Consider the following 13,998-nt stretch of genomic DNA (forward strand, 5'->3'; position numbering starts at 1 on the left):
AAAGAATTAGCCGTTTCAGATTATAAACGGTTCTTCAAAAATAAGGAATTTGCTGGTTGATGTTGTCAGGATTTTATCAACAAAAAGCAAGAATTCATTTGAATGCAACGTGTGTACAATTCTGTCATGTTGGGGAACGAAACATTCGTATGTCTATTTGTAATGCAGATCAAGTCCAATCTTTATGCGCTGATATTTACTTCCTTGAAGAAAAATAATTTCATTACTTTAGGAAATCTAAAATCAACCTCTATGAAAACGAATTCCCTAAATTACTCTATCCTGTTTGGTAGTTTTCTACTCCTTAACAGCTTTTCAAGCATTAAATCTCCGGCAAAAGATGCAGAAATTTGTGAACAAACCATAAAATACAGCACAAATAAATTACTTACGCCAAGTGGCGAGGAAGTAACGGCTTCAACAAATATTACTTTTAATCCAGGCATGAAACTGATTACTGTAGAAAGCGAAAGCTTGAACGATGGTAAGGCAACATTTGATACCGTAATTGAAAGTGTAGAATGTACATTTGATAAAAAAATAACTTCTGGTAAAGCTGATTACAAAGGCTACATTTTACAAACTGACGGAACAAAATCTCCTGTTGAAATTATTTTGGAAGCTAAGGATGGCGTTGTGAGTTTATCAAGTTATGATGAAGAAAAAAAACTTGGATTAAGAACAACTTTCGAAAAATGGGAAATTGTAAAGGACTAATTTTATTCGGTCGACGAGATACCAACCGATAGAGAAAAAATACCTGCTCACAGAGAAATGGTACAAAGATTTCTCGGCTCCGCTCGAAATGACGGTATTAATTAACTGATTTTTAACTCTTTTGATCTTTGGATTTTTAATCCTTCAAAAATTTCGGGAACCACTTTTGGAAAAAGAAACTAAAAATGTTCCTGACTCACCAATTCACTCACATCATATCCCTTTTCTCTGCATCTTTCAATAATATCGACCAATAAATCAGCTTCCATTTTGGGTTCCCTTGCCATAATAAACAGATATTTTTCATCTGGGTGACCAACCACCACATAACTGTAGTCATCTGCCAATTCGATGATCCAATAACCTATTTTAAACGGCCACAAAAACTGCGCTTTCATATCGCCATCTGGTTTTTCCGGATCAAAAAAGAGTTTAGAAGTAATCGATTTTTCCTCAGGTTTTCCTTCTTTATGATAGGTAGTAAACACATCAAAATGATCTTCATCTTTCAGCGTATAAGTTTCCGTAGTTTGTCTCCAATGCTTATCCATCAAGGTTGGGATCGAATACAATGAATACCATTTGCCTTCAAAAGCCTTATAATCTATGTTGCTAATCGGTCTATTTTCCATATTGTAATTGCTTTGAGCTTCAGCTTTCTGCCTTCCGCTTATTAACTAAACCATCATCAAATTATAAAGTTTTGAAAAGCATTTTTTAAGCTTATATTTATTTTTAACTTCGATTGATAATTAACAACAGCAAACCAAAATTTAAATATATGAAAGTAACGGTTGTAGGTGCAGGCGCAGTTGGCGCAACTTGTGCAGATAATATTGCCCGTAAAGAATTAGCGAACGAACTTGTTCTGTTGGATATTAAAGAAGGTTTTGCCGAAGGTAAAGCCATAGATATGATGCAAACCGCAACCCTTTTAGGTTTCGATACAAAAATTACTGGCGTTACTGGCGATTACAGTAAAACAGCTGGTTCTGATGTTGTTGTGATTACTTCTGGCTTACCTCGTAAACCGGGAATGACCCGCGAAGAATTAATTGGCATCAACGCTGGAATTGTGAAAGGCGTTGCCGAAAATATTTTAAAATTTTCTCCGGAGGCCATTATTATTGTGATCAGCAACCCGATGGATACCATGACTTATTTGGCGCTGAAATCTCTTGGATTACCTAAAAACCGCATCATTGGCATGGGTGGAACTTTAGACAGCTCACGCTTTAAATTCTATTTGTCACAGGCTTTAGATTGCAATCCGAACGATTTACAAGGCTTTGTAATTGGTGGCCATGGCGATACTACCATGATTCCTTTAACCCGTTTGGCTACTTATCAAAGTTTGCCAGTGAGCAATTTGTTAGACAAAGCTACTTTGGATAAGGTTGCGGCAGATACTATGGTTGGTGGCGCTACCCTAACCGGATTAATCGGAACTTCTGCCTGGTATGCCCCAGGTTCCGCAGGTGCGGCTTTAGTCGAAGCCATATTACGCGATGAGAAAAAATTATTTACCTGCTGTGTTTCTTTAGAAGGAGAATACGGGCAAGAAGATATTTGTTTGGGTGTTCCGGTAATTATTGGTCGCGGTGGCTGGGAAAAAATTATCGATTTTAAACTAACTGAAGATGAGCAAAATGCATTTAACAAAAGTGCAGATGCAGTTAGAAATATGAATAGCGTATTGGCTGAAATGAAATTGGTTTAAAAGACCTCACCCTTTGAGAGGTTATGGCAAGGCTACTATTGTGCATCCCTCTCCCAAGGAGAGGGAAATCAAGGTTGTGGTTTGAACCTATATATCTAAACCGTAAGCTATATCCCCTTTTAAGGAGAAGGATGAGCGCTACAAAAGCAAAAACGCTGATAGAGAGCGGTAAAAGCACGGAAGCAGACTATTATCAACACCCAACTCAGACGCCCAAAGATGTCTTAGCTGGTAAAAATCATTAAATGACAGTTATTACAATTCCACTAAAACTTATTAATTTACAAGACGACGGTTTCCATCTTTTGGTGGAAATTGTTGTTTTTAAGCAGAAACATTTGGCTGTTTTAGATACAGGAGCATCGAGAAGTGTGTTTGACAAAGGCCTGATAGAAAGTCACCTTTCTGAAACCCTGCAAGTTTCTGATGAAATTAATGCAGCAACACTTTTTACCACAACAACAACCATTCAGGCAACTATTCCTGAGCTCAAAATCGGGAAGCTCAAAATAAAAAATTACGAAACCGTAGCTTTTGATCTCCAATCGGTTAGCGAAACTTATCAGCAATTTGGTCATCCTCCAATTATGGGCATTATTGGGGGCGATATTTTAATGAAGTTTAAAGCCTTAATTAATTATCATACAATGGAACTTATATTTTCAAAATAAATGTTCAACGATAACGGTTAGAATTTTTTTTGAGGCTTAATTAAATCCTTGCACGATGATAAAAACCAAATTCAATTGCAATGAAAGCGGATATTAAAAATAGAGCGGATATCATTATCCTGGTCGACTCTTTTTATACTAAAGTTCAGAAAAATCTTGCCATTGGACCAATATTTACCGATGTTGTTAAAGTAGATTGGAATCACCACTTACCTAAAATGTACGATTTTTGGGAAAGTATTTTGCTTGGAAAAGCTATTTACAAAGGCAATCCCATGCTTACTCATTTTGCAATAAACAATAAGGCATCTTTAAGAGAAGAAGAATTTGATACCTGGAAAAGGATTTTTTTTGAAACCGTTGATGCATTATTTGAAGGAGAAAATGCCACTACAATTAAACAAAAGGCGCAATCCATAGCAGATTTAATGCATTTTAAGATTAACAGTAATCCATCAAAGATTAAAATCGTTTAAAAAATATTCTTTTGATTTGCGTTGCTTTCTTTATAAATTTAAACAACCAAACAAATCAAATATGAAATTTCTAAGAATCTTAATTGGGATTATTATCGTTTTGGCGATAATTTTCTTCGGAGGAAGTTTGTTTCTTCCCAAAACCTACACCGTATCCAGAAATACTGTAATAAAAGCTCCTGACAGCACCATTTACAAAAACATCGCCGATTTTAACGAATTTTATAAATGGAATCCGTGGGCGAAAATGGAACCATCCGCTAAAACAAAAATAAGCGGCACGGTAGAACAGCCAGATCATTTATACGAATGGGAAGGAAAGGAAACTGGATCTGGGTACATGAAAATTGTTAAGGTTGAACCAAACAAAATGGTAGATATTGAACTTAAATTTTTAAAGCCAATGGAAAGTCTGGCTGATACTCGATTTGATATCGAAAAATCGGGTGATGGAAATAAAGTTATCTGGACCATGAGTGGTGAAAACACTAGTGCTTTTAGCAAGTGGTTTGGCTTTTTGGCGATGGATAAAATGATAGGTAAGGATTTCGAAAACGGTCTTCAATATTTAAAGGAAAAATCAGAAAAAGTTAATTAAAATCGGTATTTCAAGTAAACAATAAGCCTCTTGAAAGTATTTTCATGAGGCTTTCTTTTTAGCTCAATTTCAAGGTTTTCGAACAATTTGTCTACTTTGCGTTAAAAAAGCATAAATTTCAAATTAGTACAATCCGAAATTTTGTAATTCGCCAACTTTTAGATTATTTGCCAATAGATGAATTTATTACTTGTAGAAGACGAACCGAATGTGGTTTCTGTAATTTCAAGAGGATTAACAGAGGAAGGCTTTAAAGTTAGCATTGCACCCGACGGTTTAATTGGTGAACAGATGGCTAAAAACAATCACTTCGATTTAATTATCCTAGACATTATGCTTCCCGGAATTAATGGTTTAGAGCTTTGCAAAATCATCAAAAATGAAAAACCAAACACGCCAATCATTATGCTCACAGCTCTCGGAACTACAGAAAATGTGGTTAACGGACTGGATAACGGCGCAGATGACTACTTAATAAAACCATTCAAGTTTGCAGAACTTTTTGCTAGAATAAGAACATTATTAAGGCGATATAGTGGCATTGTAACAAATGATCAAATTATAAACATTGCTGATTTGCAGATTAATATTACGGCTAAAAGTGTGAAAAGAAACAACAATGATATTGTACTTACCGCCACAGAATATCGTTTATTGGAATATATGGCCAAAAACAAATCGAAAATATTATCAAGAATAGATATTTTGGAAAACGTTTGGGATATTGATTTTAACCTCGGCACCAATGTGGTTGATGTTTATGTAAATTATCTTCGTAAAAAGATTGACAAGAATTCTGATCAAAAACTCATTCATACAGCTGTTGGACTAGGTTACGTTTTAAAAGAAAAGTAATGCAGATTGCCAAAAAAATAACCTTATTGTTTGCCATTTTATCTGCCATAATCATTTCATTGTTAAGTGGCTTTGTTTGGTATTTTGCTAACGACTTTGCCTTTGAAGATTTTTATAAACGTTTGGAAGCCCGGGTAAATATCGCCGCCCAAATTAGACTTTACAAAGATGGAAACAATGAGGCTTACGCTAAAATGCGGAATCAGTATTTAGAGCGATTACCATCAGAAAAGGAATTTATTATTGAGGCCGGAAAAACACAGATCCATGTAGATCGCGAACTTCCTAAAAGTTTTTACAATAGAATAAATGCAGGTTTCATGGCTAGATACCGTGTAGATAATCATTTCTATGCCGGAAAATTTTTTAAAAATTCGCAAAAAGGGTATGTTGTAATTGTTTCGGCCAATGATCCTTTTGGTTTTAGAGAGTTAAAAGATCTGCAGAGAATTCTCATAATTGGTTTTTTCCTTTCGGTAATTCTGTCTTTCGTAGTTGGCTGGAAGTTTTCAAATTACATGTTGGTACCATTAAGAAACATTATCAAAAGCGTAAAGAAAATTAAGGCAGAAAATCTCCATTTAAGGTTGGATGTTAAAAAGGGAAGTGATGAAATGTCGGAGCTGGCTCAAACGTTTAACAACATGCTTAACCGATTGGAAACAGCTTTCGAAACGCAGAATAACTTCATCAGCAATGCTTCGCATGAATTAAGAACGCCATTAACCATCATCAGTGGTGAAGTAGAATTGGCCATGAAGGCAAAGGATGATGCTGAAAAACAGCATTTGGCACTTTCTAAAATCAAAGATGAATCAGAAAGATTAGAGCATATCCTTACCAGTTTATTAGGTTTAGCACAATCTGGCTTTAATGGGAAAAACCAGCCTCGGGAAGAAGTTAGGATGGATGAATTGCTTTGGGAAATTAAACATTCGGTTAATCAAGTGCATCCCGATAGCTTAATCGAAATTGATTTTAGCACCTTACCAGAAGATGAAGAACAGCTTACCTTAAAGGTGAACAAGAATTTAATTAAACTTGCCATCACCAATATTGTAAGCAATGCTTGTAAATATTCCAATAACCATCCAGTTGGCATTAACTTAGAAAGTAAGGCAAATATTCTCTCCATTACCGTTAGCGATAAGGGTATCGGAATTCCACAAAGCGATATTCAGCACATCTTCGAACCATTTTTTAGGGCCTCAAATACAAACGAATTTAAAGGCTATGGCGTAGGTTTGCCACTATCATTAAATATCATTCGCTTACATCGTGGCAGTATTGGTATTAAATCTCAAGAAGGCGTGGGTACTGAAATAAAGGTTATTCTTCCTATAAGTATTTAGTTCAATAGTCATTGGTTCATTAGTCAATTGGTCGTTGTTCATTGGTCAATTGGTCATTGATCATTGTTCATTGGTCATTGGTCAATTGGTCATTGATCATTGTTCATTGGTCAATTGCTCATTGGTCATTGTTCATTAGTCAATGGTTGTTTGTTTATTGGTTTTTGGTTATTATCTACTGTGGCTTTTGGGTTACCCATATACAAATGACTAATTAACTGGTGAACTTTCCCGAAATTCTAATCTCATTTTAATCTCGTTCTTATTTCGCTGTAATAACCTCAGGGTAAACTTGTATAAATAATTTATTAATTAAAATATTTAAATAAGAAATACCTATGAAAACGATACTAATTCCAACTGACTTTAACTTAGAAAGCACAAAAATTATTGATGCATTAGTTAAAGATCAATCTAACGAAACTTTAAACATCATTTTTCTGCATGCCTTTAAATTATCAGATTCTATTACAGATATGTTGATGCTGAGCAGAAGAAGCCGCGATTACGAAAATGTAAGTGATGCATTTTATCAAAAACTAAATGAATATAAAGTTCAATATTCTGAAAATGTAAATAGCATAGGGATAGAATATTTTTACGGAAGTACGGTTTCCGCTTTCAAAAATTTTATCGAGGCTTTTGATGTAGAATGTATTGCTTATCCAAAAAACTACAATTTCAATCCGATTAATAAATACAGTATCGATCCAAAGTATTTAACAGAACGTGCCGGATGTGAGGTTATTCAACTGGATACCAACGTTGTACACACACCAGAAAATCTGATTGAAACTAGAATTCATGAAATTCAATTGCAAAACGCAAATATCTAATTAAACACGAAAACACTTTATATTATGCTGTTACGAAATAATATTCCGCTCACTTACATCTTTGGTAAGATAAAGAAAGAACTTCTTTTTGTTATAGCCTATTCGCTAGGCATTGTAGTTCTATACCAAAACTTTCACGTCACTAGGATCTCAATTCCGGTGGCTGTTCCAGCTTTATTGGGAACAATTATATCTCTTTTATTGGCATTTCGTTCTAACCAGGCATACGATAGATGGTGGGAGGCAAGAATTATCTGGGGTTCCATAGTTAATGATTCAAGAACCCTCTCCCGCCAGATATTGTACCTAATTGAAAACACCTATGGTTCAGAGGAAATTGAAAGTTTTAAATCGAAATTTGTAAAACGCCAAATTGCCTGGTGCTATTCGTTAAGCCAATCGTTAAGAGGCTTTAGCCCTTATAAAGGATTGGAGCGATACTTAACCGAAGAAGATATGTTATTTATTAAGAGGCATCGTAATGTTACGGTTTCCATACTAGAGCTTCATGCAATGGATTTGAGGAAAGCATTAAATGAAGGATGGATTAACCAATACCAGCAAATAGAGATTGACAAAACTTTAACCGCACTTTGTAACCACATGGGTGGATCGCAAAGGATTAAAAACACAATTTTTCCGGTTACCTATAGTAAATACATTAACATGTCGATTCACTTATTTATTGTTCTGTTGCCATTCGGGCTGATTGAATATTTTGGCTACATGGAAGTTCCTTTGGTTGTTGCCATTGCTACATTTTTCTTATTGGTTGAGAAAATGGCGGTTCATCTTCAAGATCCATTTGAGAACAAACCGACAGATACACCGACCACAACAATCTGTAGAAATATAGAATGTGATCTTTGCCAAATGTTGGATGATAATAAATTGTATGAGGATAAACCTCAAACAGAACTGGCACCCGTTGGCTCGTATTACATTTTGTAAATTTTTTGACTTTTAAGATTTGACAACTTTATTTCCTACTGGCTATTAAAGTTGTCAAATCTAAATTATAATGACCTGTTTTAAAACTGGCGTAGCTTCCCTGCCTGTTATCCAACAAAACTTCGCAAGTTAACCGACTTACGAAGTTTTTAGGAAAGAGCGTTGCAGAACTTCGTCAGTCTAATAGGGAATTTCAAAAAACTGGCGAAGTTTCCCCATCCCTAACCCAACAAAACTTCGCCGTCTGTTTATGCCATTTTAACCCACAATTTGCTTACTTTTGCGCTCGATTATGAGCCTTAAAAAGAAATTTGCTAGAGAAAGTTTTACGATAATGAACGAATTGGTATTACCAAACGATACCAATACACTTAATAATTTAATGGGTGGCCGTTTGTTGCACTGGATGGATATTGCAGCGGCAATTTCGGCACAAAAACATTGCAATCGTATTGTTGTGACGGCTTCTGTAGATAATGTTTCTTTTAAACACCCCATTAAACTGGGCGATGTAATTACAATTGAAGCTAAAGTTACCCGTGCCTTTAATACATCAGTAGAGGTTCGTCTTGATGTTTGGGCAGAAAACATTCCAAGTGGTGCCCGCCAAAAGAGTAACGAAGCTTATTATACTTTTGTTGCGGTTGACCAAAGTGCACGTACTATTCCCGTGCCCGAACTTACACCTGAAACGCCTGAAGAATTTGAACTTTTCGATGGTGCATTAAGACGCAGACAGTTGCGTTTGGTATTGGGCGGAAAAATGCATCCAGATGATGCAAATGAACTAAAAGCACTTTTCTTTAAAGCATAATTTTTACAATTATTTCCCTTTTCCTTAGGATGATTATGTTATTTTAGCGATAAACAATACGCTGAAATATGACAACATATACCATTCTTATCATTTTAAGCGGATTAGTAATTTTCTCCTATCTGTTTGATTTAGTGGCTAGTAAAACCAAAGTACCTTCGGTTTTGTTGTTGCTTTTACTTGGCATAGGTCTTAAGTTTCTGATCGATTACCTAAAAATCCAAACCTTTAATTTCTTATCGATTTTACCAACTTTAGGCACAGTTGGTTTAATTTTAATTGTTTTTGAAGGATCACTGGAGCTTAAATATGATAAAGAAAAAAACAAAATTATTAAAGGTGCGTTTTTCTCTGCCCTAACCATTTTATTGGCCACGGTAACGATAATTACATTGATTATTTACCAAATTACCCATAAGGATTTATACACTTGTATTGCAAATGCGATCCCGTTTAGTGTAATCAGTTCGGCAATTGCCATACCAACCGCCGCTGCATTAGATAAACAGGGTCGGGAATTTGTAATATACGAATCGTCATTCTCCGATATTCTCGGCATTATACTTTTCAATTTTGCGATAACCAATCATTCGCTTACCACATCTGCATTTATTGGTTTGGGGTTAAGCACTTTCCTAATTATTTTACTTTCTGCAATTGCATGTGTGGTGCTTTTGTACATTATGGGTAAGTTGGTTCACCACATTAAATTCTTCCTTATTATTTCGATATTGATTCTTGTGTATGCCATTGGGCAATCGTATCACCTATCTTCTTTGGTTTTAATTTTGAGTACAGGATTATTCTTGAATAATGTAGATACCATTCAAAATGCCTGGTTTAGAGGAGTTTTTCTATATAAAAACCTTGCAGCCGATTTATCCCAGCTGTATCAGTTATCGGCAGAAAGCGCCTTTATACTACGAACTTTTTTCTTTGTAATTTTTGGCTTCACGATGGACATTAGCGAATTGAACGACAAACCGGTTCTAGCAAATGGCTTTTTCATCCTGCTGACCATTTTTGCTGTTCGGTTTTTCTTCTTAAAGGTCTTTAAAAAGGGATCGATTGTACCCATAGCGTATATTGCACCACGCGGTCTGATCAGTATTTTACTGTATTATAACTTGCCAAAAGCACTTAAAATACCCGAAGTTGGCACATCCTTTTTATTTTTGGTTGTACTGGGTACAAGTATTGTTATGACTTTAGGTATAACCCTGAGCAAAAACAAAAGAGAAGAAACTGCTACGGCTTAAAGCCGGCAGAGATTGCCTTAATCTTATTCGTTTCTGCTACTATATTCAGATTGGATTGATAATAAACCGAGAAATAATTAAGCTCGGCTTTTTGCTCAGCAAATTTCTGTAAGCTGCCATTTATTTTATAATTGGCAATACTTGGATTAATGGAGTGAATTGGTGCCGCAAAAATATTTCCAATGACATTGAACAAAGTTCCATAAAAATGCCCACCGATTTCTTCGCCTAGCGTTGGATCTTTTTCACCCCACTTGCGTACTTTTAAACCATCGGTCCTTTTTTCAAAATTATCTTCACTCCAGGGATCATATTTTACGAATTGAACAATTTCATATGGCTTTTTGGGTGTTCTAATTTTAATCGATTTTATTTCACTAATATCAACCGTTGAAAAATTATGATCAGCGAGAATAATCACACTTGCAGAATCTACCTTGTACAAAAGACCACGAATTACACCATCTTTGGTTTTTATTTTGGTGATGTAAGGTTTTACAGTTTGTGCTTGCGAAAAGCCAACAGATAGAGCAAAAATTAAAACAAGAAAAAAAAGTTTCATGGCGTAAAATGAGAAGTTAATTTATTGAAATTCACAACAATTAAGCCAAATTAAACTACCAATTGAAAATTATTAATTGATTAGCTCCCCATTTCTAAAATCTTATCAAATTCTTCGGCTTTTAACGGCATTACAGATAAACGACCTTGACGAACCAAAGAAATATCGGCCAAGCTTTCTTCTGCTTTGATTTGCTCTAAGGACACAGGGGTTTTCAAGGTTTCTACCGGAGAAAGGTCAACAACTACCCAATTGGTATCGTCTGTTGTTGGATCCTGATAAAACTCTTTTACAACTTTAGCAATTCCGACAACATTTTTACCTTCGTTACTATGGTAAAAAAGAACCAAATCGCCCTCTTTCATTGCTTTTAGGTTATTCCTTGCCTGATAATTACGAACGCCATCCCAAAAGGTACGACCATCTATATTAAATTTTTCCCAGCTGTACTTAAAAGGTTCTGACTTGACTAACCAGTGATTCATTTGTATCGATTTTAGGCTTCGAATTTACGATTAAGCCTTGATTTATAAAATGAATTGGGATTAAAATAAAAAAAGCGCCCCAATTTTGGAGCGCTTTACATTTTAAGTATTTACGGTTAATCTTTTTTGTTATCCAAAGCAGATTCTATACGATCGGAAAGATCCTGTAAATGATATTTGCTTAAACCTATGGCAGCATTTGCACTGGTTTCAATCGTTGCATCAAGTTCTTTCAATTGTCCTTTCACTACAGAAAGCACATCACTTTGCGCCACTGTGATGCTTGGTTGCAAAGTTGCTCCTCCTCTACCACCGCTAAAAACTACAGTAGCAGATGATGCCGGAGCAGGTTTCAGAATGGAGATTAGTTTATCTACATAAGATTTCTGAAGATTTCTTCTATACACATCAATTGCTTGATTTGATTTTAGTTCAGTAAAAATAGAAGCATTTAAATCAGAGAACAGATCAGTAATTTTGTATGCTGATGCACCATCTGCCGCTTCGGCCGAAATAAGTTTGGTTAAAGTGCTTGTAGATAACAATCTACTAATGGTTATATTTTGTAATCTACCTACAACTTCCAATCCATCAGCATCAATATTATCCAAAATCGGTTTATTAATTAACCACATTGGTGTTTTAAAAAGCTGTACATCTAGAAATGTCATAGCTTCTTTTTGGGTTGATGCCGGTGTACGTTCGTAAACTTCGCCGGCTTGCTCTACCGTTTTAGGGTTTTCATACACACCGCCGATGTTTTTTGCAACATGGCCCATGTATCGACCGAATTGAGCGGTTAACTGGCCATACATATTGGATAGGTTATCGTAACCATCTGCAGGCTCTTTTGTCCAAGTTGGAAGGTTAGCTAAAATAACTTTTAAGTTCTTGATACCATAAGTACTTGCTACCATTGCATTATCCGATAAATCTTCATTTTGCGAATGCGGATCATCTGCGTTCGTTTCAGTTCCAAACCATAATCTACGGTTTTTAGCAGATTCTATGACCATTTTATTTAACACTGGAACATCTGCGGCAGGTGTTTTTGTATCTGGAAAATATTTATAACCCCATTCTATTGCCCATTTATCATAATCGCCAATGCGTGGATATAAACCTTTTGAAGAAATGTTATCTTCTGGTTGTGCTACGTAGTTGAAACGGGCATAATCCATAATCGATGGTGTATGGCCGTTTGCTTCTACCCACTTCTTATCGCGTAAATTTTCTACAGGAACGGTAGAACTCGAACCATAATTGTGGCGCAAACCTAAGGTATGGCCAACTTCGTGAGAAGAAACAAAACGAATTAAATCGCCCATTAATTCATCGCTAAAGGTCATTTTGCGTGCTCTTGGATCTACCGCAGCAGTTTGAATCATATACCAATCGTGAACCAATTTTTGAACATTATGAAACCAATTGATGTGGCTTTCCATAATTTCACCACTTCTTGGATCAGAAATACTTGGTCCGCTGGCATTAGCAATTTCGGATGGTTTGTAAACTATGGCCGAATGACGGGCATCATCAATGCTCCAAGTAGAATCCTGAGCGTAAGTTGGTGCTTCTTTCGCCATAATTGCATTTTTAAAACCAGCTTTTTCAAACGCTTTAGCCCAATCGTTTACACCTGCTTTTAAATAAGGAATCCATTTTTTTGGAGTTGCCGGATCAATGTAAAAAACAATCGGTTTAATTGGTTCTACCAATTCGCCACGTTTGTATTTGGCTAAATCCTGAGGTTTTGGCTCTAGTTTCCAGCGCTTAATTAATTCTATCTCTTTAACACCTTGTGGGTTAAGATCAAAATCGGTATAACCAACTGCAAAGTAACCTACTCTTGGATCGAAATAACGAGCCTTCATTGGCACTTTAGGCAAAATAACAAGAGAAGTATTTAGTTCAATGGTTGAAGAACCTGAAGCTCCACCACCGCCCAAACCTGGTGCAGCGGCACCGAATGGCGATGGCGCAGCGGTTTGAGAATAGGTTTTTACTGTATTGATTTCTACGTTGGTTGGAAAACTTCTTAAGCTTACAATATAACTTCTATCGGCTTGTTGTGCACCCAATCTAAAACGGGTTTTAGCCATTGGAGAGCTGAAGTAAAAGATATCATTATCGCTGTTTAAATAATCGGTAATATCGATTACGCTTCCCTTTTTATCTGGCGTGTAAGCTGCAATATTAAATGATGCGGCAATTGCCTGGATATTCGAATTTTTTAGAGATTGGTACATTGAGGTTGTACTATCAGGACCATAAGTTTTATAACTTATTTTGCGCATGAAAATGCGATTGTTTGGCCCTTTTTCAAACCGAATTACGGCACTGCCAATTTGATCGCCAGCATAACCTTGCGCATCTCGAACATCAGATCCAGATTTAGAAATCCGGCTTACCACCAAAATATCTCTTCCAAGGGTTGTATCCGCAATTTCGAAGAAAAACTTATCTTCGATTTTATGCGTAGTGATCATTCCTTTTCTGGTTGATGCTTTGTTTGTGATTACCTGATCATAAGGTTTTGGTTGTGCTCTAACTCCTGAGCCCAAAGCAGCGCCGGGCGCTCTTCGTGTTGAGTCAGTTGGCGCAGTTCCTCCTTGCCTTACCTGTGCCTGAGCAAAGGAAATGGCAGAAACAGCCACTAAAATGGTGAGTAATTTTTTATTCATAATAAATTAGGTGATTTA

Annotated in this window: 15 protein-coding genes; 11 read left to right on the top strand and 4 right to left on the bottom strand. The window is 36.0% G+C overall.

Features of this window, described 5'->3' with window-relative positions; translation table 11 throughout:
- The first annotated feature begins 252 nt into the window (after positions 1 to 252).
- Positions 253 to 717 (top strand): hypothetical protein, encoded by a 465-nt coding sequence (locus DF947_RS12200; protein WP_146202909.1) that lies wholly within the window; start codon positions 253 to 255, stop codon positions 715 to 717.
- 179 nt (positions 718 to 896) lie between these two features.
- Here DF947_RS12200 and DF947_RS12205 read toward each other — a convergent pair whose 3' ends face one another.
- Positions 897 to 1,349, bottom strand: a complete 453-nt coding sequence (locus DF947_RS12205) for a lipocalin family protein (RefSeq protein ID WP_109930165.1) — start codon at positions 1,347 to 1,349, stop codon at positions 897 to 899.
- A gap of 149 nt (positions 1,350 to 1,498) precedes the next feature.
- Here DF947_RS12205 and mdh point away from each other — a divergent pair, with 149 nt between their 5' ends.
- The 10 genes from mdh (at position 1,499) to DF947_RS12260 (ending at position 10,249) form a co-directional block, all read left to right on the top strand.
- Positions 1,499 to 2,437 (top strand): malate dehydrogenase, encoded by a 939-nt coding sequence (gene mdh / locus DF947_RS12210; RefSeq protein ID WP_109930167.1) that lies wholly within the window; start codon positions 1,499 to 1,501, stop codon positions 2,435 to 2,437.
- Positions 2,438 to 2,682: 245 nt separating this feature from the next.
- A complete protein-coding gene (locus tag DF947_RS12220; RefSeq protein WP_109930170.1) occupies positions 2,683 to 3,108 on the top strand; it encodes an aspartyl protease family protein in 426 nt (141 codons plus the stop codon).
- 80 nt (positions 3,109 to 3,188) lie between these two features.
- Positions 3,189 to 3,584, top strand: a complete 396-nt coding sequence (locus tag DF947_RS12225) for a group III truncated hemoglobin (protein WP_109930172.1) — start codon at positions 3,189 to 3,191, stop codon at positions 3,582 to 3,584.
- A 61-nt stretch (positions 3,585 to 3,645) separates the two neighbouring features.
- Entirely contained in the window at positions 3,646 to 4,182 is a 537-nt protein-coding gene (locus DF947_RS12230; RefSeq protein ID WP_109930174.1) for an SRPBCC family protein, read from the top strand.
- 177 nt (positions 4,183 to 4,359) lie between these two features.
- Positions 4,360 to 5,037 carry a response regulator transcription factor gene (locus tag DF947_RS12235; protein WP_109930175.1) on the top strand — a complete coding sequence of 226 codons (678 nt, stop codon included), beginning with the start codon at positions 4,360 to 4,362 and terminating at the stop codon, positions 5,035 to 5,037.
- Positions 5,037 to 6,389: a sensor histidine kinase gene (locus tag DF947_RS12240; protein WP_109930177.1), complete on the top strand. Its 1,353-nt coding sequence runs from the start codon at positions 5,037 to 5,039 to the stop codon at positions 6,387 to 6,389. The genes DF947_RS12235 and DF947_RS12240 overlap by 1 nt, the downstream gene beginning before the upstream one ends.
- Positions 6,390 to 6,727: 338 nt before the next feature.
- Positions 6,728 to 7,225 carry a hypothetical protein gene (locus DF947_RS12245; protein ID WP_109930179.1) on the top strand — a complete coding sequence of 166 codons (498 nt, stop codon included), beginning with the start codon at positions 6,728 to 6,730 and terminating at the stop codon, positions 7,223 to 7,225.
- A 24-nt stretch (positions 7,226 to 7,249) separates the two neighbouring features.
- A complete protein-coding gene (locus tag DF947_RS12250) occupies positions 7,250 to 8,176 on the top strand; it encodes a bestrophin family protein (protein WP_109930181.1) in 927 nt (308 codons plus the stop codon).
- A 292-nt stretch (positions 8,177 to 8,468) separates the two neighbouring features.
- Positions 8,469 to 8,990, top strand: a complete 522-nt coding sequence (locus DF947_RS12255) for an acyl-CoA thioesterase (protein WP_109930183.1) — start codon at positions 8,469 to 8,471, stop codon at positions 8,988 to 8,990.
- Between the two features lie 68 nt (positions 8,991 to 9,058).
- A complete protein-coding gene (locus DF947_RS12260; protein WP_109930185.1) occupies positions 9,059 to 10,249 on the top strand; it encodes a cation:proton antiporter in 1,191 nt (396 codons plus the stop codon).
- On the opposite strand, the gene DF947_RS12265 is transcribed toward DF947_RS12260, so the two are convergent.
- The 3 genes from DF947_RS12265 to DF947_RS12275 form a co-directional block, all read right to left on the bottom strand.
- Entirely contained in the window at positions 10,239 to 10,811 is a 573-nt protein-coding gene (locus DF947_RS12265) for a hypothetical protein (RefSeq protein ID WP_109930187.1), read from the bottom strand. The genes DF947_RS12260 and DF947_RS12265 overlap by 11 nt on opposite strands.
- Positions 10,812 to 10,891: 80 nt before the next feature.
- Positions 10,892 to 11,296 (bottom strand): EVE domain-containing protein, encoded by a 405-nt coding sequence (locus tag DF947_RS12270; RefSeq protein ID WP_109930188.1) that lies wholly within the window; start codon positions 11,294 to 11,296, stop codon positions 10,892 to 10,894.
- 116 nt (positions 11,297 to 11,412) lie between these two features.
- Positions 11,413 to 13,980: a zinc-dependent metalloprotease gene (locus DF947_RS12275; RefSeq protein WP_109930190.1), complete on the bottom strand. Its 2,568-nt coding sequence runs from the start codon at positions 13,978 to 13,980 to the stop codon at positions 11,413 to 11,415.
- Positions 13,981 to 13,998 lie beyond the last annotated feature (18 nt).

It is taken from the genome of Pedobacter paludis, assembly GCF_003173575.1.
GTDB classification, from domain to species: domain Bacteria; phylum Bacteroidota; class Bacteroidia; order Sphingobacteriales; family Sphingobacteriaceae; genus Pedobacter; species Pedobacter paludis.

What these genes read in the sequence shown, in the direction of transcription:
- DF947_RS12265 (WP_109930187.1), bottom strand. Translation starts at nt 10,811, where the DNA reads ATGAAACTTTTTTTTCTTGTTTTAATTTTTGCTCTATCTGTTGGCTTT.
- DF947_RS12255 (WP_109930183.1), top strand. Translation starts at nt 8,469, where the DNA reads ATGAGCCTTAAAAAGAAATTTGCTAGAGAAAGTTTTACGATAATGAAC.
- DF947_RS12235 (WP_109930175.1), top strand. Translation starts at nt 4,360, where the DNA reads ATGAATTTATTACTTGTAGAAGACGAACCGAATGTGGTTTCTGTAATT.
- DF947_RS12260 (WP_109930185.1), top strand. Translation starts at nt 9,059, where the DNA reads ATGACAACATATACCATTCTTATCATTTTAAGCGGATTAGTAATTTTC.
- DF947_RS12205 (WP_109930165.1), bottom strand. Translation starts at nt 1,349, where the DNA reads ATGGAAAATAGACCGATTAGCAACATAGATTATAAGGCTTTTGAAGGC.
- DF947_RS12200 (WP_146202909.1), top strand. Translation starts at nt 253, where the DNA reads ATGAAAACGAATTCCCTAAATTACTCTATCCTGTTTGGTAGTTTTCTA.
- DF947_RS12275 (WP_109930190.1), bottom strand. Translation starts at nt 13,980, where the DNA reads ATGAATAAAAAATTACTCACCATTTTAGTGGCTGTTTCTGCCATTTCC.
- DF947_RS12240 (WP_109930177.1), top strand. Translation starts at nt 5,037, where the DNA reads ATGCAGATTGCCAAAAAAATAACCTTATTGTTTGCCATTTTATCTGCC.
- DF947_RS12225 (WP_109930172.1), top strand. Translation starts at nt 3,189, where the DNA reads ATGAAAGCGGATATTAAAAATAGAGCGGATATCATTATCCTGGTCGAC.
- DF947_RS12270 (WP_109930188.1), bottom strand. Translation starts at nt 11,296, where the DNA reads ATGAATCACTGGTTAGTCAAGTCAGAACCTTTTAAGTACAGCTGGGAA.
- DF947_RS12250 (WP_109930181.1), top strand. Translation starts at nt 7,250, where the DNA reads ATGCTGTTACGAAATAATATTCCGCTCACTTACATCTTTGGTAAGATA.
- DF947_RS12220 (WP_109930170.1), top strand. Translation starts at nt 2,683, where the DNA reads ATGACAGTTATTACAATTCCACTAAAACTTATTAATTTACAAGACGAC.
- DF947_RS12230 (WP_109930174.1), top strand. Translation starts at nt 3,646, where the DNA reads ATGAAATTTCTAAGAATCTTAATTGGGATTATTATCGTTTTGGCGATA.
- mdh (WP_109930167.1), top strand. Translation starts at nt 1,499, where the DNA reads ATGAAAGTAACGGTTGTAGGTGCAGGCGCAGTTGGCGCAACTTGTGCA.
- DF947_RS12245 (WP_109930179.1), top strand. Translation starts at nt 6,728, where the DNA reads ATGAAAACGATACTAATTCCAACTGACTTTAACTTAGAAAGCACAAAA.